Annotated in this window: 27 protein-coding genes; 22 read left to right on the top strand and 5 right to left on the bottom strand. The window is 41.1% G+C overall.

Annotation, left to right across the window (positions count from 1 at the left end; translation table 11 throughout):
* Positions 1–8 precede the first annotated feature (8 nt).
* The 11 genes from AC3KVK_RS02005 (at position 9) to mgtE (ending at position 8,229) form a co-directional block, all read left to right on the top strand.
* Positions 9–977, top strand: coding sequence for a KpsF/GutQ family sugar-phosphate isomerase (locus AC3KVK_RS02005; RefSeq protein ID WP_490311098.1), 969 nt, complete (start codon positions 9–11; stop codon positions 975–977).
* Entirely contained in the window at positions 977–1,528 is a 552-nt protein-coding gene (gene kdsC, locus AC3KVK_RS02000; RefSeq protein ID WP_490311099.1) for a 3-deoxy-manno-octulosonate-8-phosphatase KdsC, read from the top strand. The genes AC3KVK_RS02005 and kdsC overlap by 1 nt, the downstream gene beginning before the upstream one ends.
* Positions 1,525–2,079 (top strand): LPS export ABC transporter periplasmic protein LptC, encoded by a 555-nt coding sequence (gene lptC, locus AC3KVK_RS01995; protein ID WP_490311100.1) that lies wholly within the window; start codon positions 1,525–1,527, stop codon positions 2,077–2,079. The genes kdsC and lptC overlap by 4 nt, the downstream gene beginning before the upstream one ends.
* Positions 2,069–2,569 carry a lipopolysaccharide transport periplasmic protein LptA gene (gene lptA / locus AC3KVK_RS01990; protein WP_490311101.1) on the top strand — a complete coding sequence of 167 codons (501 nt, stop codon included), beginning with the start codon at positions 2,069–2,071 and terminating at the stop codon, positions 2,567–2,569. The genes lptC and lptA overlap by 11 nt, the downstream gene beginning before the upstream one ends.
* The gene (gene lptB / locus AC3KVK_RS01985; protein WP_490311102.1) at positions 2,566–3,291 is read left to right on the top strand and encodes an LPS export ABC transporter ATP-binding protein; all 726 of its coding nucleotides are present in this window, start codon (positions 2,566–2,568) and stop codon (positions 3,289–3,291) included. The genes lptA and lptB overlap by 4 nt, the downstream gene beginning before the upstream one ends.
* A gap of 61 nt (positions 3,292–3,352) precedes the next feature.
* On the top strand, positions 3,353–4,837 hold the full coding sequence (locus tag AC3KVK_RS01980) for an RNA polymerase factor sigma-54 (RefSeq protein WP_490311103.1): 1,485 nt from the start codon (positions 3,353–3,355) through the stop codon (positions 4,835–4,837).
* A gap of 25 nt (positions 4,838–4,862) precedes the next feature.
* Entirely contained in the window at positions 4,863–5,150 is a 288-nt protein-coding gene (gene hpf, locus AC3KVK_RS01975) for a ribosome hibernation promoting factor (protein WP_490311104.1), read from the top strand.
* Between the two features lie 2 nt (positions 5,151–5,152).
* Positions 5,153–5,602: a PTS IIA-like nitrogen regulatory protein PtsN gene (ptsN, locus tag AC3KVK_RS01970; protein WP_490311105.1), complete on the top strand. Its 450-nt coding sequence runs from the start codon at positions 5,153–5,155 to the stop codon at positions 5,600–5,602.
* An 18-nt stretch (positions 5,603–5,620) separates the two neighbouring features.
* Complete coding sequence (rapZ, locus tag AC3KVK_RS01965; protein ID WP_490311106.1) at positions 5,621–6,466, top strand: RNase adapter RapZ; 846 nt, start codon at positions 5,621–5,623, stop codon at positions 6,464–6,466.
* A 1-nt stretch (position 6,467) separates the two neighbouring features.
* On the top strand, positions 6,468–6,740 hold the full coding sequence (locus tag AC3KVK_RS01960) for an HPr family phosphocarrier protein (protein WP_490311107.1): 273 nt from the start codon (positions 6,468–6,470) through the stop codon (positions 6,738–6,740).
* A 127-nt stretch (positions 6,741–6,867) separates the two neighbouring features.
* Positions 6,868–8,229 carry a magnesium transporter gene (mgtE, locus tag AC3KVK_RS01955; protein ID WP_490311109.1) on the top strand — a complete coding sequence of 454 codons (1,362 nt, stop codon included), beginning with the start codon at positions 6,868–6,870 and terminating at the stop codon, positions 8,227–8,229.
* A gap of 76 nt (positions 8,230–8,305) precedes the next feature.
* On the opposite strand, the gene pmbA is transcribed toward mgtE, so the two are convergent.
* The gene (gene pmbA / locus AC3KVK_RS01950) at positions 8,306–9,655 is read right to left on the bottom strand and encodes a metalloprotease PmbA (protein WP_490311110.1); all 1,350 of its coding nucleotides are present in this window, start codon (positions 9,653–9,655) and stop codon (positions 8,306–8,308) included.
* A gap of 222 nt (positions 9,656–9,877) precedes the next feature.
* Here pmbA and yjgA point away from each other — a divergent pair, with 222 nt between their 5' ends.
* Entirely contained in the window at positions 9,878–10,402 is a 525-nt protein-coding gene (gene yjgA, locus AC3KVK_RS01945; protein ID WP_490311236.1) for a ribosome biogenesis factor YjgA, read from the top strand.
* 9 nt (positions 10,403–10,411) lie between these two features.
* On the top strand, positions 10,412–12,955 hold the full coding sequence (locus AC3KVK_RS01940) for an Ig-like domain-containing protein (RefSeq protein ID WP_490311111.1): 2,544 nt from the start codon (positions 10,412–10,414) through the stop codon (positions 12,953–12,955).
* A gap of 62 nt (positions 12,956–13,017) precedes the next feature.
* Here the strand turns inward: AC3KVK_RS01940 and AC3KVK_RS01935 are convergent, their stop codons facing one another.
* From AC3KVK_RS01935 to AC3KVK_RS01925, 3 genes are all read right to left on the bottom strand, one after another.
* Positions 13,018–14,292, bottom strand: a complete 1,275-nt coding sequence (locus tag AC3KVK_RS01935; protein ID WP_490311112.1) for a Xaa-Pro dipeptidase — start codon at positions 14,290–14,292, stop codon at positions 13,018–13,020.
* Positions 14,293–14,443: 151 nt separating this feature from the next.
* Positions 14,444–16,564, bottom strand: a complete 2,121-nt coding sequence (locus AC3KVK_RS01930) for a methyl-accepting chemotaxis protein (protein WP_490311113.1) — start codon at positions 16,562–16,564, stop codon at positions 14,444–14,446.
* Between the two features lie 111 nt (positions 16,565–16,675).
* Positions 16,676–17,170, bottom strand: coding sequence for a GNAT family N-acetyltransferase (locus tag AC3KVK_RS01925; protein WP_490311114.1), 495 nt, complete (start codon positions 17,168–17,170; stop codon positions 16,676–16,678).
* 155 nt (positions 17,171–17,325) lie between these two features.
* Between AC3KVK_RS01925 and AC3KVK_RS01920 the strand changes: the two genes are divergently transcribed.
* From AC3KVK_RS01920 to AC3KVK_RS01880, 9 genes are all read left to right on the top strand, one after another.
* Positions 17,326–17,853 carry a glutathione peroxidase gene (locus AC3KVK_RS01920; RefSeq protein ID WP_490311115.1) on the top strand — a complete coding sequence of 176 codons (528 nt, stop codon included), beginning with the start codon at positions 17,326–17,328 and terminating at the stop codon, positions 17,851–17,853.
* Positions 17,854–17,944: 91 nt separating this feature from the next.
* On the top strand, positions 17,945–18,112 hold the full coding sequence (locus tag AC3KVK_RS01915; RefSeq protein ID WP_490311116.1) for a hypothetical protein: 168 nt from the start codon (positions 17,945–17,947) through the stop codon (positions 18,110–18,112).
* A gap of 97 nt (positions 18,113–18,209) precedes the next feature.
* Positions 18,210–18,491 carry a peptidylprolyl isomerase gene (locus AC3KVK_RS01910; RefSeq protein WP_490311117.1) on the top strand — a complete coding sequence of 94 codons (282 nt, stop codon included), beginning with the start codon at positions 18,210–18,212 and terminating at the stop codon, positions 18,489–18,491.
* 59 nt (positions 18,492–18,550) lie between these two features.
* Positions 18,551–19,129, top strand: coding sequence for a glutathione S-transferase family protein (locus AC3KVK_RS01905; RefSeq protein WP_490311118.1), 579 nt, complete (start codon positions 18,551–18,553; stop codon positions 19,127–19,129).
* An 88-nt stretch (positions 19,130–19,217) separates the two neighbouring features.
* Positions 19,218–19,565: a DUF2750 domain-containing protein gene (locus AC3KVK_RS01900; protein WP_086744108.1), complete on the top strand. Its 348-nt coding sequence runs from the start codon at positions 19,218–19,220 to the stop codon at positions 19,563–19,565.
* Positions 19,566–19,629: 64 nt separating this feature from the next.
* The gene (locus AC3KVK_RS01895; protein WP_490311119.1) at positions 19,630–20,190 is read left to right on the top strand and encodes a GNAT family N-acetyltransferase; all 561 of its coding nucleotides are present in this window, start codon (positions 19,630–19,632) and stop codon (positions 20,188–20,190) included.
* Positions 20,191–20,193: 3 nt separating this feature from the next.
* A complete protein-coding gene (locus tag AC3KVK_RS01890; RefSeq protein WP_490311120.1) occupies positions 20,194–21,522 on the top strand; it encodes an NAD(P)/FAD-dependent oxidoreductase in 1,329 nt (442 codons plus the stop codon).
* 63 nt (positions 21,523–21,585) lie between these two features.
* Positions 21,586–22,263, top strand: a complete 678-nt coding sequence (locus tag AC3KVK_RS01885; RefSeq protein WP_490311121.1) for a site-specific integrase — start codon at positions 21,586–21,588, stop codon at positions 22,261–22,263.
* Positions 22,264–22,393: 130 nt separating this feature from the next.
* Positions 22,394–23,191, top strand: coding sequence for an META domain-containing protein (locus AC3KVK_RS01880; protein ID WP_490311122.1), 798 nt, complete (start codon positions 22,394–22,396; stop codon positions 23,189–23,191).
* A 259-nt stretch (positions 23,192–23,450) separates the two neighbouring features.
* Here the strand turns inward: AC3KVK_RS01880 and AC3KVK_RS01875 are convergent, their stop codons facing one another.
* Positions 23,451–24,692 carry a malic enzyme-like NAD(P)-binding protein gene (locus AC3KVK_RS01875; RefSeq protein WP_490311123.1) on the bottom strand — a complete coding sequence of 414 codons (1,242 nt, stop codon included), beginning with the start codon at positions 24,690–24,692 and terminating at the stop codon, positions 23,451–23,453.
* Positions 24,693–25,046: the final 354 nt, after the last annotated feature.

The raw sequence follows: 25,046 nt of genomic DNA, 5'->3' as shown, positions 1-25,046 counted from the left end.
TCTCAATTATGGCTTCAGAATTCATCGCTTGCGCCAAGCGAGTATTAAAAATTGAACAACAAGCAATTGAGCAACTTGTACAATATCTTAATCCAGACTTCGATCTCGCATGCGAGCTAATGTTTAAATGTAGGGGTCGAATCATCGTAGTTGGTATGGGCAAGTCGGGTCATATTGGAAATAAAATTGCAGCAACCCTTGCCAGCACAGGTAGCCCTGCGTTTTTTGTTCATCCAGGAGAAGCCAGTCACGGTGATTTAGGGATGATCACCAAAGAAGATGTCGTTTTGCTAATTTCAAATTCAGGTGAAACCAACGAAATCCTCAGTATCGTCCCCGTTATTAAGCGATTGGGAGCTAAAATGATAGCTATGACAGGTAATCAGACTTCTTCATTAGCAAAGCTCGCAAACGTCCATATTTGTATCAAAGTTGAACAAGAAGCGTGCCCGCTAGGTTTAGCACCGACTGCGAGCACCACCGCGACTTTAGTAATGGGGGATGCCCTTGCCGTAGCACTGCTCGAAGCCCGAGGTTTTACTGCTGATGACTTCGCACTTTCACACCCTGGTGGCAGCTTAGGCCGACGCCTGCTGCTTACAGTCAAAGATATTATGCATGCCGGTGACAGCCTGCCGATTGTTAATGAACAGGATATTATCCGTAATGCGTTACTGGAAATCTCAGCCAAAGGGCTCGGCATGACCGCCGTAGTTAATGCGAGAGGCGAACTGGCAGGATTGTTTACCGATGGTGACTTACGCCGTATTTTAGAACAACGAATAGATATCCATACCACTGAAATTTCAAGTGTTATGACTAAGCAGTGCTCCACAGTAACGCAAGATATACTTGCTGCAGAAGCACTCAATATCCTTGAAAAAAAACGCATCAATGGTTTATTAGTCGTTGACGAAACAAATCACCCCATTGGCGCCTTCAATATGCAAGACCTCCTTAAAGCAGGGGTAATTTAATGACTTTTGACCAATTATATCAACCAATTAGCTCTGAGATTGCAAATAAAGCGGCTCAAATTAAATTACTAATTTGTGACATCGATGGTGTTTTTTCTGATGGCCGTATTTACCTTGGTAATCAAGGGGAGGAACTCAAAGCGTTCAATACCAAAGATGGTTTTGGCATTAAATCACTCATAAACAGCGGTGTTGCGGTAGCCGTTATTACAGGCAGACGATCAGCAATTGTCGAACAGCGTATGAAGAGCCTCACCGTTCCTTATATTTACCAAGGTCAGGAAGACAAAATCGTTGCTTATGAAGACTTGAAAGTACAGCTAAACCTCCTAGACAACCAAATTGCCTATATAGGCGACGATAGTCCCGATCTGCCAGTCATGGAAAAAGTTGGTTTTTCTGTTGCCGTTCAAGATGCCCATCCATTGGTAAAGCGCCAATCCGACTACACGACTTTACTTCCTGGTGGCTTTGGAGCAGTAAGAGAACTCACCGATTTATTGATGCTTAGTCAAGGGTCAAGCTTGGGCGTACAAGGAACCAGCGCATGAATTTGGCTCGCCTAATCATTAGCGCCTTATTTTTAGTCCTAATGACGTGGCTTTGGTACCCCTATTTTACTCAGCCGCAACAAAAGCACACCCACAAAAAAGCATTAGTTGCCACACCTGATTACATTGCCACTGAACTTAAACAAACCGTTTTCGATGTTAATGGAAAGATTAGTCATAAAGTTGCAGCGACAAAAATGGAGCAATACCAAGAGTTAGGATTCACTCACTTTAGTGCTCCTATTTTCACTCTATATTCAGATAAAGGAACATGGACAATCAATGCCTCTGAAGCCACGCTGTATGACAGTAAAAAGCTCATATTAGAAGGGAGTGTTGAAGCCATTAACTTAGATAAAACCGCAATGCTACAAACGATCCAAGCCGATTACTTTGAGGTGGATATTAACCAATCGACCATGAATTCAGAGCGGCCAGTAATAATCACAGGGCCAAATATCTTAATTAAAGGTAAAGGACTAATTGCTAACTTTGAAACCGAAGTTATTGAACTCATTAACCACACACAGACCATTTATTATGACCAATAAAATTTTATTCATGCTTACGTTAATTGGATCAAGCATGCTTGCTCAGGCAGCACAACCTAATTCAAAGGTAATCATTGATGCGGACAACCAAAAAGCAGATATAAAACGCAACGTGATCATTTTTGAAAAAAACGTTGAAATTACGCATGACAAACGAAAAATTAAGGCTGAGTTTTTAGAAGCTTACCGTAGAGCTGAGTTAGGTGAAAATAAGCAGCTACTTGTCGCTAAAGGTAACCCAGCATCTTACTCTGAAACACTGCTAGATGGTACAGTGATCACGGCCAGCGCAAATGAAATCAGCTATGATGTCGCAACTGAAATCCTGTTAATTTCAGGTAAAGCCACCATCACTCAAAGTGGCCAAAAAATGAGTGCCGAGAAAATCACCTACGATATTAAGCAACAGCTAATCAGTGCGATTAAAGACGAAAACTCCACACAGCGCGTGCGAACCATTTTAACGCCATCTGAAAAGGACAAAAAATGACCACACTCAACGCCAAACAACTTGCCAAAAGTTATAATGGCCGCCAAGTGGTCAAAAACGTAGGACTGAGCGTAAAAGCTGGCAGCATTGTTGGATTACTTGGCCCTAATGGAGCAGGAAAAACCACCACATTTTATATGATCGTTGGTTTGGTCCCTAGTGATAAAGGCTTGATTACCATTGATGAGGAAGATATCACTTTACTTCCCATGCATAGCCGAGCCAGAATGGGCATAGGTTATTTGCCACAAGAGTCCTCTATTTTCAGAAAGTTAACTGTTTATCAAAACATTATGGCTATTCTAGAAACACGCAAAGAACTCAAAAAAGCGCAGCGAGAAGAGCAACTCGATAATCTACTAGAAGAATTTAATATCTGTCATATTCGAGATAGCCAAGGCATGGCTTTATCGGGTGGTGAACGCCGTCGTGTAGAAATTGCTCGTGCGTTAGCCGCAAACCCTAAATTTATCTTGCTTGATGAGCCTTTTGCTGGTGTTGATCCAATATCAGTGATAGATATAAAAAAAATAATTCGCCACTTAAAAAACCGTGGCATTGGTGTGTTGATAACTGACCATAACGTAAGGGAAACTTTAGATGTTTGTGAAACTGCTTACATAGTTTCACATGGCGAACTAATCGCAACAGGCACACCTAAAGAGGTACTTGAAGATCAAAAAGTACGTGATGTTTACCTAGGTGAACAATTCAAGCTATAGTTAATTAACTTCATAACTAAGTGCCATTTATTTTAATAACCAAAAGGATTGTTAGACGTAAATGAGGCAATCATTACAACTTCGTCTTGGGCAACAACTTACAATGACCCCACAGTTACAGCAGGCAATTCGCTTGCTGCAACTGAGTACTTTAGATTTACAACAAGAAATTCAAGAGGCACTTGATAGCAACCCGCTGCTTGAAGTTGAAGAAGCAGAATATGGCAATGATAATAACAACGATGCCAACGACTCCCAAAAAGAATCCACTGACGATCACGAGCATACCGCTGAAGTTGAAATAGAGTCATCAGATGCACTCAATAAAGATTCCCTCACTGACGAACTTCCTATGGATGTTGGCTGGGATGAATATGTCAGCGCAGGACCATCGACTTCGTCCTCAGGCCCAGCACCCGATAATGACACCCTTTATCAGGGTAGCACCTCTGAGTCATTACAAGATTATCTAATGTGGCAGCTGCGATTGACACCATTTAGCCCCACAGATGAAGCCATCGCCACGGCTATTGTCGAAGCCATCAATGAACAAGGTTACTTAACCTTATCAACCGAAGACATTTGTGACAGTATTGGCGAAGGCAGTGATGGTTTAGCGGTTGAGCTAGATGAAGTCGAGGCAGTATTAAAGCGTATTCAAGTCTTTGATCCTATCGGCATCGCTGCGCGGGACTTTCCTGAATGCCTACTGATCCAACTTAATCAATTTGATAAAAATACACCTTGGTTGGCACAAACAAAAGACATTGTAAAAGAACATATTGAACTTTTAGCTTCTCGTGACTATCGAACCTTAATGAAGAAAACCAAACTTAAGGAAAACGAGCTAAAAGAAGTCATGGCACTCATCCATAGCCTGAATCCTAAACCCGCTGACAGCATCAATACAGAACAGCCTGAGTATGTTATACCTGATGTATCAGTAAAAAAAATAAAAGGCCGCTGGGTAGTTGAGCTGAATTCGGAAAGCATGCCTAAGATTAGAGTTAATGATCAGTATGCCGCTATGAGCCGCTCAGTAAAATCCAGCGAAGATAGTCAATTTATTCGCTCACATTTACAAGAAGCAAAATGGTTTATTAAGAGTTTAGAAAGCCGAAATGACACGCTTTTAAAAGTATCTAATTGCATCGTTCAGCAACAACAAGCCTTTTTTGAGCATGGGGATGAAGCAATGAAACCTATGGTACTCAATGATGTTGCTGAAATGGTCGAGATGCATGAGTCAACCATCTCACGTGTGACGACTCAGAAATTTATGCATACCCCACGGGGCATATATGAATTGAAATTTTTCTTTTCAAGCCATGTCAGTACAGAAAATGGCGGTGAATGCTCATCAACAGCTATTCGAGCATTAATTAAAAAGCTAATCGCTGCAGAAAATCAGGCTAAACCTTTGAGTGATAGTAAAATTGCAGATATATTGGCAGAGCAAGGAATACAAGTGGCGAGACGCACGATAGCAAAATATCGTGAATCTCTCTCTATCCCCCCGTCAAATCAGAGAAAACGTTTGATCTGAGACGTAAAATAGAAGGAAAATGCTTATGCAACTTAATTTAACTGGTCGTCACGTAGAAATCACCGAGCCATTAAGAGACTATGTCACTAACAAATTTGCTAAGCTCGAAAGGCACTTTGATCATATCAATAACGTGCACGTTATTTTGGATATCGAAAAGCTAGTCCAAAAAGCAGAGGCCACACTCCATGTCACCGGTGGTGAATTATTTGCAACATCAGAGCATCAAGATATGTATGCGGCAATCGATGGCTTGATTGATAAACTAGATCGCCAAGTAATTAAACACAAAGAGAAACTTTCACGCCATTAATCATGAAACTAAATTCTTTTATTTCAAAGGACTGCACCAAAGCTGCAGTCCTTTTTCATAGCAAAAAGCGAATTTTAGAGCACATCAGTACTCTTGCTCACCAGCAACGACCTGACCTTTCTGAACAAGAGATTCTTGGCGCACTTCTAAATCGTGAAAAACTTGGAAGCACAGGAATAGGGCGTGGTATCGCAATACCCCATGGTCGACTCGCAGGATTAGATAAAAGCCTCGCTATTTTAATCGTCAATCAAGAAGCTATCGAGTTTGATGCGATTGATAATAAACCTGTCGATATTTTTGTAGCACTGCTCGTACCTGAAGATGAATGTCAAGCTCACCTACAGACGCTTGCAGCAATTGCTGATAAACTAAAGGACAAGCTATTTTGCAAACAATTACGTAATGCGACGTGCGATGAAGAGCTCTACGCCATTATCGATGCTGCGTAATCATCAAGGAGATGTACCGTGCAACTTATTATTATTAGTGGCCGCTCAGGATCGGGAAAATCCGTAGCATTAAGAGTTTTAGAAGATCTTGGCTACTATGCTGTCGATAATATTCCCGTCAATTTACTGCCCTCTTTAGTACGCAGCGTGTCAGATAGTTACGATAAAATAGCCGTAAGCATTGATGTACGTAACCTGCCCAAAGAGCAACAAGAGTTCAATGAAATTCTCGAATATTTACCTGAGTTTGCCAAACCATCATTATTTTATCTAGATAGTGACGATCAGACATTAATCCGACGTTTTTCAGAAACAAGACGCCTGCATCCACTTTCAATCAATGCTCAACCACTTGATTCAGCCATCAAACAAGAGAAAATGCTACTTGATGTTGTCGCCAGCCGTGCCGACATCATTATTGACACCTCTGATTTAAGCGTACATCAACTCGCTGAGTCCATTCGCGAGCGTGTTTTAGGCAAAAAAGACAATCAACTTATTATCACGTTTGAGTCATTTGGCTTTAAACATGGCATTCCTAAAAATGCAGATTATGTGTTTGATGCACGGTTTTTGCCAAACCCACACTGGGAGCCAGAGTTAAAGCCATTAAATGGTTTAGATCAACCCGTTAAAGACTATTTGGCCAGCCACAGCATAGTGCAAAAATTCACATGGCAAATCCAAACCTTTTTACAAACTTGGTTGCCTCATCTAGAGCGTAATAATCGCAGCTATCTGACCATTGCAATTGGTTGCACAGGTGGCCAACATCGTTCAGTCTATCTAGCTCAAACTCTAGCCGACAGCTTTTGTCGCAGCCATAAGAATGTAAAAGTCCATCACCGTGAGCAAGAGAAATAAGATGCGCTGCGAAGATACATTTTTGATTCAAAATAAGTTAGGTTTACATGCCAGAGCAGCCACAGCATTAGCTCAACTGGCACTGAGCTTTGACGCTAATATCACCTTACAGCAAGATACTAAAACCGCCGAAGCGGACAGCGTACTTGCATTAATGTTGCTCGAAAGCAGCCAAGGAAAAGAAGTTAAAGTCACTTGTGATGGACCTGATGCTGAGCTAGCTTTAATTGCTATCGGCGCATTAATTGCTGATAAATTTAACGAGCAAGACTAACTGAAAATTGAAAACTAATACGCTATACTTATCCAAAATCAATCACTTGCTTTAACCTATTAATCGATAAACAACACAGCATCAATCTGTTTGACTACCACCAACACTATTACAATAAAGAGCAGCCATGCCAGAAGCTATTGAACAAGACAACACCCAGCTAAGATTGCACGAAATAACCCGAGCACTTAATAGCGGTATGTTTGTTCATGTCAGGCGTATGCTGGCCCACATGGCACCTTGTGATATTGCCCTATTACTTGAATCCTCCCCTCATAAAGGCCGAACAGTCCTGTGGCAACTAGTCGACTCCGATCTCCAAGGCGACATCCTCGAAGAGCTCTCTGAAGATGTGCGAAATGGTATTATCGCCCAGATGGATCCAGCACTCATTGCGGCTGCTACTGAAGATATGGATGATGATGACCTCGCAGAAATGCTGCGAAGTCTCCCCGATACCATTTATCAAGAAGTTATCGGCTCCATGGCCAGTCAAGATCGTGAGCGAGCTGCGTTAGCACTTTCCTATCCGGAGGAGTCAGCCGGCGCCTTAATGAACACAGATACAGTGACCATCCGCCCAGATGTCACTTTAGATGTTGTTTTACGCTATTTGCGTCTTAAGGGTGAATTGCCTGAAGGGACAGATGAATTGTATGTTGTTGATAAAGATAATTGCTTTATTGGCGCTGTTTCATTAGCTTTACTCCTCACTCGTAGCCCCGATCTCACTGTGCGAAATGTGATGAATGATCATTGCGAATCCATTCCTGTCACAATGGATGAATCAGAAGTCGCACAACTGTTTGAACGTCATAACTGGATTTCAGCACCTGTTGTAGATGAACATGAACATTTACTTGGCCGAATTACCATCGATGATATCGTTGATGTTATCCGCGAGGACGCAGAGCATAGCATGATGAGTATGGCCGGTCTTGATGATGAAGAAGACACCTTCGCTCCTGTTGTGAAAAGTACAAAACGTCGCTCAGTTTGGCTAGGAGTGAACTTGATTACTGCACTTCTAGCAGCGTTTGTAGCCAGCTTTTTTGAGTCAACCCTCGACATTTTACCTGTATTAGCCGTTCTCAATGGTATTGTACCTTCAATGGGTGGCGTCGCCGGTAGCCAAACGCTCACCTTGGTGATCCGCGGTATGGCTGTCGGGCATATCAATCAAGCTAATCAGCGCTTTTTACTCGGCAAAGAGCTCGCGATTGGTGCCTTGAACGGCCTCCTTTGGGCACTATTAATAGCCGGCGTAGTCGCTCTTTGGAAATGGGATTTCACTTTAGGGTGTGTGATCGCTTTTGCAATGTTTATGAATCTGTTAGCTGCGGGGATTGCAGGGGCAAGTATTCCGTTGTTTTTAAAACGATTAAACATTGACCCTGCCTTAGCTGGTGGAGTGGTACTGACAACTGTCACTGATATTGTGGGTATTTTCGCTTTTCTTGGCACAGCGACCTGGTTTTTGCTTCCATAAATATCCACATCACCGAGAGCCTTATATTACGACATATAAAAAAGCACCTTTCGGTGCTTTTATTCATTGATACAAACTAGTTTCCTGCAACTTGCATTTGCTCTATCAAAATCGAGCCTGTTTTTACACTGCCACGTAAATCAAAGTCACCACCAATTCCTGCAATCGTTTTAAACATATCTTTCAAGTTGCCTGCAATGGTAATTTCACTCACTGGGTATTGAATTTGACCATTTTCAACCCAAAAACCTGCCGCGCCACGGGAGTAATCACCATTGACAGTGTTAACCCCTTGTCCCATTAGTTCTGTGACTAATAAACCGGTGCCCATTGTGGCAAGTAACGCGGCTAAATCAGGCTCGGTCTCACTGACTAACCAATTATGAATCCCCCCCGCATGACCTGTCGCTGTCATATTGAGTTTACGAGAAGCGTACGTGCCTAATAAGTATGTTTGTAATACACCATTGTCAATAATTGTGCGGTCTTGAGTTTTCACCCCTTCACTATCAAAAGGCGACGATGCCAGACCTTGCAAAATATGAGGTCGCTCAACCACATTAACTACATCACTGAATATTGGCTGACCTAAAGTATCTAAAAGAAAACTCGATTTACGGTACAGTGCACCTCCGCCAATACCAGCAACTAAATGACTAAATAACGAACTTGCGATATCCGCTCTGAAAATTACCGGATACTTACCTGTAGCAATTTTGCGACTATTTAACTTAGCGAGCGTTTCACTTGCGGCTTCAATACCAACTGATTGAGCTGATTTAAGGCCACTTTGCAGGCGCGAGAGCGTATACGCAGACTCACGCTCCATAATTTCACCATCTTGACCAATGACCATGCAACTAATGCTATGACGTGTACGCGGAAAACCAGCGATTAAGCCATGACTATTGCCATAAATCCGTAAACCTTGGTGAGAACTAAAACTAGCACCATCAGAGTTAATAATACGCGCATCATAATTTAATGCGGCATCTTCGGCCTGCTGGCACAAAGCAATCCCTTCATCTGGGGACACATCCCAAGGATGGAATAAGTCTAAATCAGGTGGGTTAAACTCAAGTAACGCTTTGTCTGCAATACCATTACAAGGATCTTCTGAGGTGTATTTAGCAATTTCAATCGCCTTTTTAACCACAGACTGAAGTGCGTCAGGACTTAAATCTGCTGTCGATGCTGAGCCTTTTTTATTACCAACATACACACTGATCCCTAGTGCCCCGTCCTGATTAAACTCAATCGTTTCAACTTCCCCCAAACGGGTGGTCACAGACAAACCTGACGTGCTAGACATTGCAGCTTCAGCTGTCGTTGCACCCAATGCCTTGGCCTCGCCTAAAGCTTGCTCAACTGCTGCTTTTATTTGTGTAATTTGATTATAAACAGTCTCTTCACGGGGTGAATTCATGAACTCTACTCGAAGGTTTAAATTAATTTAAGGATATCATAAGGCTCAGCACTTGAGCCTACTTTATAGAGAATTCACTGAAAAATTTACACAATAAAAATACCGAAAAAGCCTTATTTCGCTTTTGATAAAAGAAAAAACACTATCTATGAGCATTAAAACCAAGCTATTGATATAATCACAAGATTATTAATATATTTATCAAAAGCGAGCTTTGGCATCATCATGGCAAAAAAAGGCAAAAAAATACCTGAAGAAGAAATTATTTACATCTCAAAGAGCGAGCTAAAGCGCGAAGCGCAAGAGATGCACGACTTAGCAGGGAAAATATGTAAACTGAATAAGAAACAACGTGACAAACTGCCTTTAAATGAAGATTTAAAAGAAGCACTGATTTTAGCCGACAAACTCAACACTAAAACTGAAGCGTTTCGCCGACACCTCAACTATGTTGGCAAACAACTACGCTTAGCTGAAAACTCTGATGAAATTCAAAAAGTCCTCAATGCTATTTTAGACATGGGGAAAGAGTCGACTGTTTTATTTCATAAATTGGAGCGCACCCGCGACCAAGTGATTGAACAAGGTGACAAAAAAATTAATGAGTTACTTGCCGAATATGGTAGCTTAGACAGACAAAAGCTGCGTCAACTTGTTCGACAAGCCAAAAAAGAACAAGAATTAGGAAAACCTGCCAAAGGTTATCGCGAGCTATTTCAATATTTAAAAGAGTATATTCTCGACTAAGGAATATTCATGCTTGATATACGACACTCACTGAGCTTACTAACTATTTGCTTTTTAACCGCTTGCAATGGTTCATCTGGTAAAAATGACGAAGTCATCCCTCCCGATCCAGATGCCCCTATTAGTATCACAGTCAATGTACTGGATGAAAACTGTTTAGCGGTGACGACTCCAAGTTTCAAAGCTGGTGAAACAGTGTGTATTCAAGCACTTTTGAATAAGAATGGCGAACCCGTCAGCGCTTCTTCCGTTTCTTTTTCAACTCCTTTGGGCACACTCCGCCAGCCCTCTAAACTCAGTGATGACAACGGAGTCGCCCAAGTCTTTCTCGACAGTGATTTAGCGAATGTAGGCGCTGCAACCATCAGTGCAACAAGCCAATCCATCACTGCGAGTACAGATTATGAGTTTATAAATAATGAGACCGTCGGATCGCAGCTACCGCAACTAGCCGTCTCGATGTTTAAAGATGGTAGTGCCAACAATCGCTTCAAACAGGGCGAAACAGTTAAGGTACAAGCAAAGCTCACCGATGCCAGTAATGATCCGATTGAAAATGAAATCGTCGCATTCTCGGCTGAACTCGGAACACTTTCGGCTACCACTGGCTTAACCGATCAACAAGGCTTAACCACTATCGAGCTTACGGCTGCAGTCGACAATACAGTGGGCGCAGCTTCATTAACGGTCACATTTGATCCTAATGACGATAGCAGTGTAACTCAGCAGTTTAATTACCAAATACTTGATCGCGATGTGGTAGACCAACCGCAAATCCAAGCTGGCTATTTTGATAATACAAACACTTTCATCCCTAACCAAATCGGTTTAACGCTCGAGAAGCAACCCGATAATAGTGTGTTATTAAGTGCTGGTGGGACATTAGGGTTGAAGGTTGCTTTGGTGGATGAAAATGGTCAACGTTTAAGTAGTCCGACAGCCATTTCATTTAGCTCAAACTGCGTCACCAATGAACAAGCTAATATAGATCAACAGGTGCTCACCATCAATGGTGAAGCGAGTGCAACATATGAAGATATTAGCTGTGCTGGAAGCCTGGGAAACCAAGATCAAATCATCGCTACTATTAATGGCAATGGCGAAACCATCACCTTGGCTCAAACAATTAACTTACAGGCTGAAGAACTCGGTGCCATTGAGTTTATCGCTGCTGAGCCCGAATCTATCGTCTTAAAAGGAACTGGAGGCCAAGGCAAGCAAGAAATTTCCACGCTAAGCTTTTTAGTTAAGGGCGCGCTGGGTAATCCACTTGCTCAGCAAGAAGTTTCCTTTGAGCTCGACAGCGATTTAGGAGGCCTTACTCTAAACCCGATTGTCGCTTATACAAACTCAAAAGGCGAAGTTGGCACCAAAGTCACAGCTGGCAATGTACCTACCGTTGTACGGGTGACTGCATCGGCGAAAACAAACGCTGACGCGTTAATTCAAACGCAATCTGATTTACTATCTGTCAATACAGGCCTTGCCGACCAAAATAGTATGACCCTTGCTACAGAGGTCATTAACCCAGAAGCTAACAATATCAACGGAATTGAAGTACCTATTACAGCTTGGTTAGCGGATAGCTTTAACAATCCTGTCCCCGATGGTACAACCGTAAACTTTACCACTGAAGGAGGGCAAATTACGCCGTCTTGTACAACGACCAATGGTAGCTGCGCAGTGACATGGCGTAGTGCCGAGCCTAAAGTTTACAACCATCGCATTACCATTCTTGCTACAGCAATAGGTCACGAAACATTTTTTGATACCAATGGCAATAACGTATTTGATAATGCCGACGGGGAGCCAATCTTAAATAATCAAGTAGCTAGCGGCTTTGGAAGAGCGCAGTATCAATCATCAGGGTTTATTGATATGCCTGAAGCATGGCGAGACGATAATGAAAATTTAGTACGTGATCCGGGTGAATTATTTTTAGACTTTGAGCGAGACAGCTTAATCGATCAAGATGACAGTAATTATACACCACAAGATGGTAAGTTTAATGGCCCTCAATGCACGAGTACATTAAAGTGTGGTCCGACTATTAGCCGTTCAATCAATGTCCGTAAAGCAATAAAAATGATCATGGCTTCATCGCAAAGCCTTTGGTCATTATATGATACCACCGTCACAAACCCCTTGATCAGTAACTATGCTGGAGAAAACGCAGTCGGTACTCCCTCCGCAGTTGCACGTAATTCAACACGCACCTTCCAACTTTATTTTTCTGATTCAGCACTGCAAACTATGCCGCAAGGCACTTCAGTGAGCATTAATTCAAGTAAAGGCACTATATCTGGTACCACTTCATTTGTGGTTGGTAACACCCTGGGTACCAATATAGCGATTAGCCAAGCGCAACTTGATGCAAATATTAGTTTTAAGGATGCTAATAATAATTCACTGTTTGGAGGGAATATTTTGCAGTTTGCCATTGAAAATGATTTGCTAGGGACTGAACCTGCAACAGAGACTATCGTGAGCTTTTCAATCACAACGCCTAGCGGTATCGTCTCAAGTGGCTTAATCAGCATTCCCCTACTCTAGCATTTTGAAAATAGGCAGCTGATTGTGAGCTGCCTATTTTACTTATCTATCTATCGAACCATCTAACGCTTGATTATTTGCCCACCTTTTAAGACAAAGCTAACTTCTTCCATAACAGTAATATCTGCAATTGGATCACCTTTCACAGCAATAATATCAGCCAGCTTTCCGACCTCTATCGACCCAAGCGATTGCTGTTGCCTCAATAATGTCGCCGCATTAATTGTCGCAGCTTGTAACGCTTGTGAGGGACTCATACCGAACTTTACCATTCGAGAAAACTGCTTTCCATTCTCCCCATGAGGATACACACCAGCATCCGAACCAAATACCATATTTAAATTTGCATTGACAGCTTGCTGAAAACTATTACGTTGTTTTGCTCCTACAACTCGTTCCTTATTTAAGCTTTCTTCTAGGATTCCCGCTTTTTCACCCTCAGAAAGTATGTATTCAGTATTGTAAATATCCATAGATAAGTACGTGCCATGCTTTTTGGCTAAACGAATCGCTTCACCATCTAAAAAGCTCGCATGCTCAATTGAATCAACGCCAGCACGAATAGCCGCCTTTATCCCATTGGTTCCATGTGCATGTGCCGCCACCGTTAATCCACGTAAATGCGCCTCAGCCACCAACGCATCCATTTCTTCTTGTGTATATTGCTGTGCCCCCACTTGCGTCCCTTTTGATAACACTCCACCTGTTGCACAAAACTTAATAACATCAGAGCCAAACTTAATATTTTCACGCACTTTCGCTCTTACAGCCCACGGTCCATCAGCCACTCCCGCCGCTGTGACCGCAATTTCATGAGGCAATAAGTTATTATCACAATGCCCTCCAGTTATACCTAATGAAGGGCCCGCGGCAAATACTCTCGGACCGACCACATCACCTGCGTTTATCGCATCTCTAAGGGCAATATCTGCGTATCCTGGTGCACCTAAGTTTCTAACAGAGGTGAATCCCGCATTAATAGTTCGCTGCGCATTGCGCACCCCTGTAATTGCCGCCCGTGTTGATGTCACTTGCAAACGCTTATACCCATGAATATGTGCATCACTGGTTAAATGAACATGCATATCAAAAAGCCCAGGTATTAATGTATGTTCAAGCAAGCTAATTTTCTCAGCAGGTTGATTGTATTGTATTTTACCGTGTGAGCTAATTTCGACTATCTGATTATTTTCAATGACAACTGCTGGGTTGGTGATTAACGTGCCGTTGTGCGCATCAAACATCGCTTTTGCTTCAATAATAAAAGCGCTCGATAATGCATCAGGGCTCACGATTACTGTGAATGCGCTAAACAGCAGCGGGATATATTTTTTCATTGTTGGCTCCTTCATTATTATTTTTAACAGTGAGTCCTTGCGTGACTTAACACTGTACTTATTGATTGCTTTTCTAACCGTTTGCTTCGATGTTAATTGCTGGATATAAAAATAGAGGCTTTTGCCTCTATTTTTATATCCAGCAATTAACTTATGTCTTAAGTCGAGCTAATTGAGTGCTCTGCTCGTTTACTAAGCCAGCTAATTCTGCACTGCCTTTACCTGCTTGAGTCGATAAATCAGCTAAATGGGCTGCAGCATCCGAAATTCGGGTTAAATTGCGATTGATCTCTTCTGTCACCGCACTTTGTTCTTCCGCTGCAGTGGCTATTTGCGTCACTTGATCGCTCACTGCCTGCACTTTCTCAACGACATCGTGCAAAGTTTCAAATGCATGACCGGTTTGTTGCACGGCATTACCAGCTCTACTGACTCCTTTTTCTATAATCGTGGATGCACTGGCCACTTCAACCTGTAGCGATTCTATTAAACGACTTATATCATCCGTCGATGCACGCGTTTTTGAAGCAAGCGCCCTCACTTCATCCGCGACAACGGCAAATCCTCGCCCTTGCTCTCCAGCTCGTGCGGCTTCAATTGCAGCATTCAGAGCCAGTAAATTTGTTTGTTCAGCGATAGAACGAATAACTTCAAGTATCTGATTAATATCGCTACTGCGAGCTGACACCTTTTCAACAGCTTGATTTGCATCAGATATCTCTTGTGACATGACTTCTACCTGCTCAACCGCTGATGATAAGTTTTTCTCACAATTTAAGACATCACTGGTGATCTCATTAGTTTGTCCAGCAGCAAACTCCGAAGCATTCGCGACTTCTTGAGCGGTTGAACTCATTTGTGTCATCGCAGTCACGACACTTTCAATTTCTTTGAACTGCTCAGCAATATAACGCTCTGATTCTTGTGCTAATGAAGCAGAGTTTTGTGACTGTAAATTACTTTGTTCTGCAATATTTTTTAAATGGGTAATTAATTCTTTTAACTTCAAAATAAAGCGATTAAAACCACCAGCAAGCGCAATCAATTCTGCATGATCTGCAACCACTATGGTCTGAGTCAGATCTCCCTCTGCACTTGCCAAGTTATCGACTCGCGTTTGAATTAACGTTAACGGGGCAATGATGGTTTTTATCAATCCACTCATAATAATTGTTGCAAACAAAGCCACCGCGATTCCAACTAAAAATATAGTCTGGCCTAACGAGGCAGTATTATCATCTAAAGTTTGCTTTAATTCATTCGAACCAGCTAGCACCAAATCTTTGGGTACTTCGATCAATAGCTGCCATTTCACCCCAGGTAGCGCAATATGCACTTCTGCAGATACAAGATAATCAGCTGATGTAGAAAGCAATGTATTGGTTTGCTTTAACCTCTCATACAAAGAGAATTGCTCTGTATTTATCGCTTCTTTAAGTGGCCGGCCCAATTTTTCATCATAATGACTACTTCCAGCTATCAAATCTAACTCACTTAACAAGGTGACACGTGCTTGGCCGTTGTATAACTCTTTTGATAATTTTTTTGTAATTTCTTGCAATACGGGTAAATTCAGATCGACCCCCATAACCCCTATGAAAGCTCCCCTCTTTAAAATAGGCACTGTTAAAGAGGTCATCATTTCTGAATGCCCCGGGGTAATTTCGTATAAATAGGGCTCCATGATACAGGGACGCTTGGTGTCTTTAGCACACAAATACCATTCAGCTTCTCGTTTTCCGAACTCATTAAGTTTATCTAGGTATTTTTCAGCGGCATCTTCAACTGCATGTTGAGTGATATTACCGCTTTGATCACGTGTGAAATAAACTTCTAGGGTGCCTGACGTTGGAACCGAGTGGCGTTTTCCTCCAGCGTATTCTTGATCGCGTTCATCATAGCCATTCGCCTCAAATTGAGAGTAAATGGAAGAAATATTATCATTCTGAGCAAGCACAGATCGGTCGATAAGCTGCACCATTTCTCTAGATAATGGCTGAGTTTCGGCGGTGGCACTCAGTTCGGCAGCCACCGTGTATGGGATACGATAAGCCTCATTGATGAATCCCTGGATATGAGCGGCCTCTTGTCCAGCTTTTGCATGTAATTTGACTTCGATTTCTTGAAGAATAACTTCTTGAGCTTGAACGGATAATTCTTTGTTTGTTGCTTGCAACTGAACCAGTAACACACCCACAAGTATCACCACAGTTAATAACACAGCGAATGTACTCAACCATAACAACTTTTTACTGAGCGCTATTTCTCGCATAACAAAACCTTCTTGTTTAATTCAAATGACTGATAGTTGCTAAAAAATCACTTCTAAAAGCATAGTTGAAGATTATTGCTCTGGGCGAAATAAAACCAACGACTCTGTAGGTTAACCTTTCTCGCCTAAGTGTTTGCCTAAAATGGTTAAGCTACATGCCTGTCCAGCCATGTTCGCAACATTAGGCAGCAGTCCCCATTGATTAAACCCATGGCGTGTAAACAAAGAAATACTCGGGTGATTATGACTAAAAATAAACGCGAGCAATACATTAATACTGATGTGTTCACTGTGCTGCTCTGCAAATAAAAGGAGCTGACGCCCAACACCCTGCCCTCGGGCTGATTCCGACACATAAATACTAATTTCTACGGTGCCATTATATGCTGGCCGCCCATAAAAAGACTTAAAACTCAGCCAGCCAATGACTTGCTCTTCATGACAAAAAACAAAAATAGGACGGTGTACATTGTGAGATTCGAACCACTGTTTTTTATCTTCATAGTTCACAACTTCAAGATCCGCCGTCACTAAACGACTGGCAATGGTTTGATTATAAATATCAACTATTGGATATAAATCATTAGGTTCAGCAACTCTTATCATACAAAGTCTCGGCAAAGTTTTAAGAAATAATACGCTTGCCTAATTTAGCAGTGTCGATACACTGGAACAAGCCGCGCATGCTGATATCAAATTAAATTGATCGAAACTCACATCTAGCTCGTAAACTACTAGAACTTAAACAGTAAGGATTTGACGTGTTAAAAAAATTACTTATTCCTTTAATGCTTTTTTCTGGGACAGCTTTGGCTGAACAGTGTAACGATTTTACCAATGTTGAAATGCGTAAACTTCGTTCAGATAAAACCATCGACTTATGCCAATTCAAAGATAAGCCACTCTTAATAGTCAATACCGCAAGTAATTGCGGGTTCACACCACAATTTGAAGGGCTAGAAAAAATCCATCAAAAATACAAAGATCAAGGTCTCATAGTATTGGGTTTTCCATCCGATGATTTTTTCCAAGAAGAAGACGATGAAAAAGACACGGCCAAAGTCTGTTTTATCAATTACGGGGTGACTTTTAATATGTTTTCCCCAATTTCGGTTAGGGGCAAAAACGCACATTCATTATTTAAACATTTAGGCGATCAAACTAGCTCTCCTAAATGGAATTTTTATAAATACATAGTCAGCAAAGACAGGCAAACAATCACAAAATTTAACAGCAAAACAACGCCTGATGATGCAGAGCTCATTAAAGTTATTGAACAATCACTCTAAAGTAGCTATAAGTTAATGGTCACTTTTATGTTGTTTGTCATAAAACTTTAAAGAGAGGCCATTATTTTATAAGAAAATCGAGGAGATTAAGATGCAAATGGACCAAAACCAACATATAGCTATACATCATCCTATTAGCTTTGTTTCAATTAACAAATGCAAAGTAATCTATGAAGACCAATCAGGTCATGTAGAAAAGAACTTCAGTAATGCAGCTCAGGCTCGATTATTTGTGCAGCACTTAACGACTAATAGCTAATAAAATAAAAGAAGGAAGAAGGTAAGTTAATAAAATTTAGCATCTTTTAGATTTTGATTTAAACTTGCTACTTACCTCTAATGAAAAGGAATAAACCATGACTCTTGCAAGTGCACGTCACATCCTAGTCGACAGCGAAGAACAATGTAACGAATTAAAAAAACAAATCGAATCCGGTGCTGACTTTGCGCAAATTGCTAAAGAATATTCAAACTGTCCTTCAGGCCAAGATGGCGGTCAACTCGGAGAGTTCGGACCAGGTATGATGGTGCCAGAATTCGACACCGTTGTTTTTTCTGCTCCTGTAAATACAATTCAGGGCCCTGTCCAGACTCAATTCGGCTATCACCTGTTAGAAGTAACTAGTCGTAGCGAGTAACCCCATTTATTGCGTCAGCCATTTATTTGGCTGACCGCTAACTAAAAGTATTTTTCACTATGAAATTATACGGTTCAAGCACTTCACCTTATGCACGTCGAATTCAAATTTATTGCCTTGAAAATAGTATCGAGTTTCAATGTATCTTTTTAGACATTTTTAATGAACAAGATCGCAAGACTCTCATCACACTCAACCCAACTCGAAAAATTCCCATGCTTGAAGATGGAGATCAAATCATCTTTGATTCAGGCGTTATTCAACAGTATCTAGCTGTTAAATACAGATTATCATCATTGACTTGGGAGCAGCATAATCAACTGTCCCTAATTAATAGCTGCAACGATTCTTTCGTCGAGCTCCTGTTATGCCAACGTTCAGGGTTGAATATTCAAGACGACCGCTTGTTTTTTAATCTTCAGCATGAACGTACAACAGAGACACTTGCAGTCTTAGAAGCGCAAGTAGCAAATAATCAATTTAACACTTTTGATTATCCAGCAATCAGTTTATATTGCCTCCTCGATTGGATCTGCTTTCGTAAACTATTTGATTTGACTCAATTTGAGCATCTCAGCAACTTTTGGCAACGTTACCAAACTCACGCACATGTGATAAATAACGATCCACGGCATTAATTCACATCTATAGTTAAATAGTGAATACAGCTATTAGCAGCGTCCATATTAACTAATGATACAAATTCAAAACATTGAGCATCAAACCATGACAGAGCAAACCTCACAACTCGCTATTTTTACGCAAGAAGTTAATCAAAATGAAGTCATTTGGGCATTAACAGCTCCTGATGGCGGTTACGTTGTCTGTGACTCAGAACAATTCGAAGATGTCGATGTACTTTTACTTTGGAGCAACAAAGAAACAGCCAAACAACACTGCTGTGATGAGTGGGCCGATTACAGCCCTGTTTCAATTAGTAAAGAAGAATACTTAGAGTATTGGGTCGAGGATTTAAGCCAAGATAACACATTTGTCGGAATTCAGTGGTCTGAAGAAGAAGCCTGCTTAGAACTTACAGCCATCGATGTGGCCAAAGCTTTGCTTGATAGCTAAGCACAAACACGTTAAGTTACCTAGCTGTTAGTTAGCCGTTCAAGCTCTCTCAGCTAAGGTAACCATGAATATCACAATCACAGAACTCTCACCTCAACACTTCGAACAAGTTATTGAAATAGGTAATCTAGTCCATGGTGACAACTACCTAGACCTCCCGAGTCTTGAAAAAATTTACCTCTACTCAATCAAGCAAGGTATCAATGCCAGTTTTGTAGCGATCAAAAACCAACGGGTTATTGGCTTTCGCCTTACTTATGCACCCGAGCAATGGCCTATGGATGAATGGTGCAGCACCGAGCTTTGGCCAACCCAAAGACAAAAAGTCGGCTATTTCAAGTCAAGTACCTTAATTGAATCAGCTCGAGGCAATGGCTTAGGCGGTCAACTACTTCGTATTTCTATAAATGCACTCAAACAACAAGGTGCAACAGGTGGTGTTTGCCATATATGGCAACAAAGCCCGGGTAATGCTGCTTTTAAATACTTTAGTAAAGCGGGTGGTCAAACAATCAAAGTACACCCAAATCGCTGGTTACAAGACTGCTTTGATTTTGGGTACTTGTGTACTTTATGTGGCTCAGAGTGTCATTGCGATGCTGTTGAAATGTTTTTAGAGTTTTAATTTATGCACTATGATCCCCTGATTTCAACCATGTGTTACAACGCGCCACTTGCATCCAGTTACTGGGCAAGCACTCACCCTTACCCAATTGCCAAAGCCCCATTAACCCAACATAAACAAGTCGATGTGGCTATTATAGGTGGTGGTTTTACAGGCTTAACCACGGCTTATTATTTGTCGACAATGTTTAATATTGATTGCTGCGTACTGGAAGCCAATCAAATTGGATTTGGAGCAAGTGGACGCAACGCCGGATTTGTACTTAAAGGTTCTGGTCGTTTAAGTTATCAACAAATGGCTGATAAATGGGGCCTCCCTATCACTCAAGGTATATACGACGAATTCAGCCAAGCCGTTCACCGAGTCGAGTCTCTGATTGACGAACACCATATTCAGTGTGATAAACAGGAATATGGGTATTTAAAAATAGCGCATAATGCAAAAGCCCTGGCTTCACTGCAAAATCAAAGTCAATTTATCAGTGAGAATTTAGGAGGGAACGCAGAATTTTTATCTCCTGAAACTTTAAAGAACCAGTATATGATCAATCATCAAGCTTATGGCGCATTACGCTTAGATGATGGATTTGGCCTCAATCCGTTAAAATTAGTTCACGGTTATGCTGATATGGTCAAGCAAGCGGCTGTCAGCATTTACGAACAGACACCTGTTGTCAATTGGCGACAAGACAAGCTTCATCACCTCGATACGCCATCAGGTTCAATACAGGCCAAACAGGTGATCTGCGCAGCCAATGCCTACAATAATAAACACACGCACCCTGCTATCGCCAAAAAATACTTACCGATCTTAAGCAATATTATGGTGACACGCCCACTAACAGCAGAAGAGCTAGCACTGACAGGCATCAAAACCCATCAAGTCACAATGGATACTCGCACTTTAAAATACTATTATCGCTTACTTCCAGATAACCGCATTTTGTTTGGTGGCCGAGGCGCGGTTCGAGGACAAGATCAAGATAAACAGCGCTATAAAAATAATTTAATGGCAGCACTCACTGCTTGTTTTCCACAATTATCCGATATACACATTGACTATTTTTGGAGTGGCTGGATTGCTGCTGCGCTTGATGATATGCCCCATGTAATTGTAGATAAAGGATTAGGGTACAGTTTAGGTTATTGCGGTTCTGGAGTGGCGTTTAGTGCTCAGGCAGGCTTCCGTTTAGCACAAATGATAGCGAAACAACCCGTACCTGCATTACCTCTTTATCAAACGCCTTTACCAGCATTTCCCTTTGCTGCTTTTCGCCGAGTCGGTCAAGCAGCCTATTACCAATATGGTTGGCTAAAAGATAAATATTTTTAGTAGGGTATACCACCAATTTGGGTTTAAAATGATAAGTAATCAATTGATGTTGTGGCATTTTGTTTGAAAACTCATTTAGGTCGACGACCATTCACAGCCATGGAACTGCATGCACTGTTCAATGGCTATATTTATTCAGATTTTAAAGTCGCGAAAGAGCAGCCCAAAAACTGGCATTTTTGGCTTCCTGTTATTGCTTATTATACTGGGGCGTTTAGTGATGAGATTGCATGCTTAACTAAACGTGATATCACGACTATTGGCGAACATACTTTTTTCGACTTTCATACCAATGGAAAATTACAACCTCGTCTTATCCCTATTCACCCAGCGCTCTATCATGCTGGATTATTTGAGTTTATTGCCACTCTACCAAATGAAAATTCGCGCCTTTTATATGATTTACCAGCAAAAAGTGGTCGCTATAGTGAAAAAGCACGCATTTGGTTTTCAGGTGAAGGGGAACGCCAAGGCTATTTACAAAAATGCTTGATACCTAATATTGACCACGATGGTCGCAAAGTCGCAATCAGCTCATTTAGACTTAACTTTGAACAACAAATTCGTATCGCTGCGATTCAAGCTGGTAACAAAGACCTCTTTAACTATTTACTCGGCTTTACTGAATTTCAAGGTGATATCACACCACAAATGACTAATTTACCGTCTATTCTGTCAAAAGTGCGTTCATTACCCCCTCAGTTAAGTTGGGCACGTTTTATTAACCGCTTAAAACCATAACAACTCAATTTTGCTGAGCACACAATTAATAGGTTAAAAATGAGTCGCTCTCATTTATTAATCATATTAAGCTTAGATTAAGCTGCGTGTTATAAGTTAGGGCACATTAAACCACAAGGATCGCGATACGATGAACAACGTTTTTTTGAAATCAATCATGTTTACCACAAGCATGCTTACAGCCTTAATCATTTTAACTGGCTGCCAACTTTCTCATGCCAATTCCGATCCCCAACAAGCCACTGATGAAACTTTAACAATCAGTGTATTGTATCGTGATAGAAGCATGTTACGCCCTGGCTCAGAGCTGCACGTAACTCTAGAAGATGTCTCAAAAATGGATGTCGCCTCTAAAGTGCTTAGTACTCAGGTTATACAACTCGATAGTGCGCCACCGTATGTGGTTTCACTGCCTTACCAAAAGAGTAAAATAAAAAGTAACATGCGCTACAATATACGCGCTCAAATCACTCATCAAGGGCAGCTCATCTACACTTCAACACAGCACTACGATCCATTTAATCAAGTTGTTAATGGACCCTACAGCATTGAAGTAGAAAGAGTTCATAGCCGTACACCCAATGTAGCCTTAACAAATACTTATTGGAAAGCAATGACTCTTGGTCAAGAAGCGGTCACCAATCAAGAACACTTCAAAGAACTATTTTTACAATTAAGAGAAGGCAACCAAGTTAGAGGTTTCGCTGGCTGTAATAATTTTCAAGGCTCGTTTGAACAAAGAGATTCTTTAATTACATTTAAGCAAATAGCTAGCACCATGAAAATGTGTATAGATTCGATGGAGCAGGAGCAAAAAGTATTCCATTCTCTCAATGAAACCACCAGTTACTTAATCGAAGGTGAACACCTAACTTTGCTCAATAAAGATCAGCAAATATTAGCCACATTTCAAGCCATGTATTTTTAAATGCAAGAGAAGCCGAAATAAGCGCCGCTCACCCTAGATGAGCGGCATTGTTTTTTCTAGTGAATTGACTTTATATTTACTTCACGCACATTAAAAGCTCCACACCCTCTTAGTTCGAGAACCTAAATTTTGAGCATTTTTAACTCTTTTAGAATTGTGTCAATGCTGAATTTACAATCAACAAATAACTCCATTACTTAAGCAATAGTGCAATAAAATATTACAGAGAAGATAAATAGCCACTTTCTATTTGTATTTATTATTCCATATAGTTTTCAGGTAGTGCGATACGTGCCACACCTGACGCAACTGCAGCTTCAGCAACCGCACGAGCAACTCGAGGCAACAAACGAGGGTCCATTGGTTTTGGAATAATGTAATCTTTACCAAATTCAAGTGCATCGACTCCGGCAGCTTGTAGCACTTCCTGCGGCACTGGCTCTTTCGCTATTGAACGAATTGCATGAACAGCGGCAATTTTCATTTCGTCGTTAATCGTTTTAGCACGTACATCTAAAGCCCCACGGAAAATAAACGGAAAACACAATACGTTGTTTACTTGATTTGGGTAGTCAGAACGACCTGTCGCCATGATTAAGTCATTACGCGCAGAATGTGCTAGCTCAGGATTAATTTCAGGATCAGGGTTTGAGCAAGCAAACACAACAGGATTGTCAGCCATTAACTTAAGATCGTCTGCTGTAATCAAATCAGGGCCTGATACCCCAACAAACACATCCGCTTGTGCAATTACATCTTGCAAGGTGCGCTTATCAGTATTATTGGCAAATAATTCTTTATACTCGTTTAAGTCGTCACGACGGGTGTGAATAACTCCTTTACGATCAAGCATATAAATGTGCTCACGCTGGGCTCCACATTTAATCAGTAGCTCCATACAGGCAATTGCAGCTGCACCCGCACCTAAGCAAACAATTTGTGCATCATGCAGGCTTTTACCCTGTACTTCTAACGCATTAAGCATGCCTGCAGCTGTTACGATAGCAGTCCCGTGCTGATCATCATGAAATACTGGAATGTCACAACGTTCAATTAATGCTTTTTCAATTTCAAAGCATTCTGGCGCTTTAATGTCTTCTAAATTAATGCCGCCAAACGTGTCTGCTATATTCTCAACAGTATTAATGAAATCTTCAGTTGTACGGTGTTTTACTTCGATATCAATCGAATCAATGCCAGCAAAGCGTTTAAATAAGAGCGCTTTACCTTCCATAACTGGTTTTGAAGCTAGTGGTCCTAAATTACCCAAACCTAAGATTGCGGTTCCATTCGAGATAACCGCGACTAGATTTCCTTTGGCTGTATATTTATAGGCATCGGCAGGGTTAGCTGCAATTTCACGTACAGGCTCAGCGACTCCAGGACTGTAAGCTAACGCAAGATCTTTAGCTGTTTCAGCTGATTTAGTTAACTCGATACTGATTTTACCTGGAACGGGCTCAGCGTGATAATTTAAAGCTTGTTGTCTAAAGTCTGACATGGGGCGATTTTTTCCTGCAAGAAGTTAAATGTGAGAGTGAGATAAAATTCGCTATTGAGATTAACGATACCTTTATTAACCAGAATTTCAAGTAAAATACTGCCAAACTCTAAAAATCTCGGTCAATTTAATTTCGACCACAATTTTACAGACGTTAACAGCATTTTCACCGAAAATACTCATCAAACCAGTTATCAGGTGCATATTAATTTAATCAATAATGAATATAAAACCAACGACATAGAAACTAAATAACATATAAAACACATTACTTATAACCAAAACAACACAAAGTACCAGCAGCAAAAACAAAAAACACGTTAAAGTCAAAATATTAATATAAACCAACTTTAA

The organism is Pseudoalteromonas sp. J2K-J979, assembly GCF_058169715.2.
This window is presented reverse-complemented; position numbering and strand designations above follow the sequence as displayed.

What these genes read in the sequence shown, in the direction of transcription:
- AC3KVK_RS01900 (WP_086744108.1), top strand. Translation starts at nt 19,218, where the DNA reads ATGACAGAGCAAACCTCACAACTCGCTATTTTTACGCAAGAAGTTAAT.
- kdsC (WP_490311099.1), top strand. Translation starts at nt 977, where the DNA reads ATGACTTTTGACCAATTATATCAACCAATTAGCTCTGAGATTGCAAAT.
- AC3KVK_RS01935 (WP_490311112.1), bottom strand. Translation starts at nt 14,292, where the DNA reads ATGAAAAAATATATCCCGCTGCTGTTTAGCGCATTCACAGTAATCGTG.
- AC3KVK_RS01875 (WP_490311123.1), bottom strand. Translation starts at nt 24,692, where the DNA reads ATGTCAGACTTTAGACAACAAGCTTTAAATTATCACGCTGAGCCCGTT.
- AC3KVK_RS01980 (WP_490311103.1), top strand. Translation starts at nt 3,353, where the DNA reads ATGAGGCAATCATTACAACTTCGTCTTGGGCAACAACTTACAATGACC.
- hpf (WP_490311104.1), top strand. Translation starts at nt 4,863, where the DNA reads ATGCAACTTAATTTAACTGGTCGTCACGTAGAAATCACCGAGCCATTA.
- AC3KVK_RS01890 (WP_490311120.1), top strand. Translation starts at nt 20,194, where the DNA reads ATGCACTATGATCCCCTGATTTCAACCATGTGTTACAACGCGCCACTT.
- AC3KVK_RS01910 (WP_490311117.1), top strand. Translation starts at nt 18,210, where the DNA reads ATGACTCTTGCAAGTGCACGTCACATCCTAGTCGACAGCGAAGAACAA.
- AC3KVK_RS01880 (WP_490311122.1), top strand. Translation starts at nt 22,394, where the DNA reads ATGAACAACGTTTTTTTGAAATCAATCATGTTTACCACAAGCATGCTT.
- ptsN (WP_490311105.1), top strand. Translation starts at nt 5,153, where the DNA reads ATGAAACTAAATTCTTTTATTTCAAAGGACTGCACCAAAGCTGCAGTC.
- AC3KVK_RS01915 (WP_490311116.1), top strand. Translation starts at nt 17,945, where the DNA reads ATGCAAATGGACCAAAACCAACATATAGCTATACATCATCCTATTAGC.
- AC3KVK_RS01930 (WP_490311113.1), bottom strand. Translation starts at nt 16,564, where the DNA reads ATGCGAGAAATAGCGCTCAGTAAAAAGTTGTTATGGTTGAGTACATTC.
- lptB (WP_490311102.1), top strand. Translation starts at nt 2,566, where the DNA reads ATGACCACACTCAACGCCAAACAACTTGCCAAAAGTTATAATGGCCGC.
- AC3KVK_RS01895 (WP_490311119.1), top strand. Translation starts at nt 19,630, where the DNA reads ATGAATATCACAATCACAGAACTCTCACCTCAACACTTCGAACAAGTT.
- AC3KVK_RS01905 (WP_490311118.1), top strand. Translation starts at nt 18,551, where the DNA reads ATGAAATTATACGGTTCAAGCACTTCACCTTATGCACGTCGAATTCAA.
- lptC (WP_490311100.1), top strand. Translation starts at nt 1,525, where the DNA reads ATGAATTTGGCTCGCCTAATCATTAGCGCCTTATTTTTAGTCCTAATG.
- AC3KVK_RS01960 (WP_490311107.1), top strand. Translation starts at nt 6,468, where the DNA reads ATGCGCTGCGAAGATACATTTTTGATTCAAAATAAGTTAGGTTTACAT.
- mgtE (WP_490311109.1), top strand. Translation starts at nt 6,868, where the DNA reads ATGCCAGAAGCTATTGAACAAGACAACACCCAGCTAAGATTGCACGAA.
- AC3KVK_RS02005 (WP_490311098.1), top strand. Translation starts at nt 9, where the DNA reads ATGGCTTCAGAATTCATCGCTTGCGCCAAGCGAGTATTAAAAATTGAA.
- AC3KVK_RS01925 (WP_490311114.1), bottom strand. Translation starts at nt 17,170, where the DNA reads ATGATAAGAGTTGCTGAACCTAATGATTTATATCCAATAGTTGATATT.
- AC3KVK_RS01940 (WP_490311111.1), top strand. Translation starts at nt 10,412, where the DNA reads ATGCTTGATATACGACACTCACTGAGCTTACTAACTATTTGCTTTTTA.
- pmbA (WP_490311110.1), bottom strand. Translation starts at nt 9,655, where the DNA reads ATGAATTCACCCCGTGAAGAGACTGTTTATAATCAAATTACACAAATA.
- lptA (WP_490311101.1), top strand. Translation starts at nt 2,069, where the DNA reads ATGACCAATAAAATTTTATTCATGCTTACGTTAATTGGATCAAGCATG.